1 protein-coding gene is annotated in these 2,725 nt (G+C 45.6%); it reads right to left on the bottom strand.

The window, feature by feature from the left end; translation table 11 throughout:
* Nucleotides 1–2,725, bottom strand: a 2,725-nt coding sequence (locus QUA20_RS31530; RefSeq protein WP_333194267.1) for a GAF domain-containing protein, incomplete at both ends; no start/stop codon positions are given.

Here is a 2,725-nt window from a genome sequence, read left to right on the forward strand (position 1 = left end):
CTCCATTATCCTTAATCCGAATCAAAACCTGATTGTTGGATTCGCTCAGAGCAGTTTGAATCGTAATTTGATTGGGTCGGGCTTTAATTTCACTAAAACTGCGCCCCTTATTTGACTCCTCCAAAGCGTCAATGGCATTGGCCAGTACATTCATAAATACCTGGTTCAACTGTCCGGGAAAGCATTTTACTAGGGGCAAGTTACCATACTCTTTCACCACTTCAATGGCAGGGCGGAACTCGCTGGCTTTTAAACGGTGCTTGAGAATCAGCAGAGTGCTTTCGAGTCCGTCGTGAATATTGAAAGAAACTGGTCGATCGCTATCTGCCCTCGAAAACGTTCTTAAGCTCGTACTGATATTGCGGATGCGATCGACTCCCTCGTTCATTGAGCTAATCAATTTCGGCAAATCTTCTCGCAAATACTCCAAGTCTATATCTTCAATTTCTGCTTCAATTTCTACTCCCGGATTGGGAAATTTTTCTTGATAGAGCTCGATCAAGTTGAACAAATCCCCTACGTAGTCTTGAGCCGGTTGCAAGTTACCGGCGATAAAGCCTACGGGATTGTTAATTTCGTGGGCTACCCCTGCGACGAGATTGCCGAGAGCAGACATCTTCTCATTCTGTACCAGTTGCAGTTGCATCTGTTTGAGATCGTTGAGATAAAACTCTAGTTTTTGGGCATACTCCTGGGATTGCTGATACAGTCGGGCGTTCTGTAAGGAAATTGCTGCTTGGGTACAGAGGAGATTGAGGATTTCAACGCGATCGCTGGTAAAAGCGCCGATAGCAAGGTTGTTCTCCAGGTACAGTACGCCTAGCAGTTTTCCCTGATGGAGAATCGGCGCACACAGCAGGCTCTTGGGCTGATGGCGGATGATGTAAGGATCTGCCATCAGCGAAGAATGAGTTATTGCATGACTAATCACTAACGGTTGTAAGGTACGTTTAACCCTCTGGATTAGCGTAATGGGAAGCTCCTGACTTTCCTCAAGCGGAATTGATAGCAGCACAGTCGAGCAGCAAACGACTGTGCTAGTTGCTTCAACGATTAATCTGTTCCCTTTGAGCAATAACAAGGCAGATTTGTCCGCGCCGGCATTTTCAATGACCACTTGCAGCAGGGTCGAGAGTAATCGCTCTAGATGAATTTCGCTAGAGAGGGTTTGGGAAGCTTTGAGAACAGTTTTTATATCTAATACAGCAGATATGTTAAGGCTGCTAGAACTGGACGATCTGTTAATCGTATGGGATGTAAAGGTATTCGTTTCATGGAGCGTTGTTTCTGATGCGAGCTGTAATTCATCCGATTGCAAAATTAATGCTAAGAGTTCAGGATAGGATTGCTCTAGCTCCCTCACCTTAGCTGCGGCTCCCCAGTGGGCGTAGCTATAGTAAGCATCGTGCATGTAGTCTCTAGCAACGCGGGGTTTTCCCCACTCTAAACAGAATTTTGCTGCTAATTCATTTGCTAGGGCAACTTCTTGGAGATATTCGTTTTCTGTCGCTCCAGCGATCGCGCGATCGTAGAATTCCAATGCTTCTGATTTGTACCCTAATACTCGGTACCGTTCGGCTTCTACTAAATAAAATTTGTGCAGGTAATTGGCTGGATCGTGGTCAGCCCAAGTTTTCATTTTTTCTTGGTTTTTAGCCACCCGATCCAGAATGCATTGCTGTTGTGTCTCGGAAACCCGAACATAAATTGCTAGATGGGCTAGAGAATCATAAGTGTAGCAGAGCGGAACGATGAATAAGCCTGTAGCCCCACCTATATAATTTTCGGCGGCAATTGCTGCTTCCACCGCCAACTCAAACTTGCCAAACAGGTAACACAGATTCAGTTCGGTGGCATAGAAATAGTACAGCGCAGTTAGATGGTCCGATCGCTCCAGGACTGGCAGGATTTCCTGGCGATCGAAGGCATCTCCAGTCAGTTGCCAAGGTTCGGCAGAATTGCCTACCAGATTCAAAATTGCTTGCTGAAAAACAGTCAAATGACTGGTAAGCCCTTCTTGGTTGAGGAGTCTGAGTTGCTCTCGGAAAGCAGCGCTCTCTTGGCTGAGATCGCTTAGTTCTCGACCGATAAACCAACAGTATGAGATGTAAATAAATCCGCAAATGGCAGCCGATTCTAAATCTCCCGTTTCCAATCCTACTTCGTAGCCTTCCCGGAGAAACGCTAAGCTGTTCTTGAGCGGCTCTTTCCAATGCCACACGCTACAGTAAATTCCGACATAGACTCTAGATTTCAGTTCTTTGGCATTGAAATGTTCGAGCAACTTCAGTGCTAGTTTTGCACACTGATAGCCAAAGTCAATCTCTCCTGTCATGCCACAAAGTATCAGTCCGTAGTAGGCATAACCAATTGCAGAAAATGAACTATTGCCATATAGAACAGATAAATTGACCTGTTCGAGGACAATAAACGGTAACAGCGCTGGAGTAACAACAAAGGCAGCAGCAGAAACAGCGGCAAGAATCCGTACAACTGCTAACTTGTTAGGATCTCTCATCTGAGGCAGAGTCATTAAGTCCAGAGGTTTTCTTCCAGCCAAGATGGATTTAGTCGCCCCGAATGCCTTTACAATATCTAATTGACTGGGTTGCTCTGGAAGACTGGTTCCTAGACCCTCCACAATCTTCAGGGCAATCTGCACGGCCTCTAGAAATTGATGTTGGGCTTGAGCAGCTTGAATTTGAATTTCATAGACCTTAATCGT

The organism is Microcoleus sp. Pol7_A1 (assembly GCF_036701085.1).
GTDB lineage: Bacteria > Cyanobacteriota > Cyanobacteriia > Cyanobacteriales > Microcoleaceae > Microcoleus > Microcoleus asticus.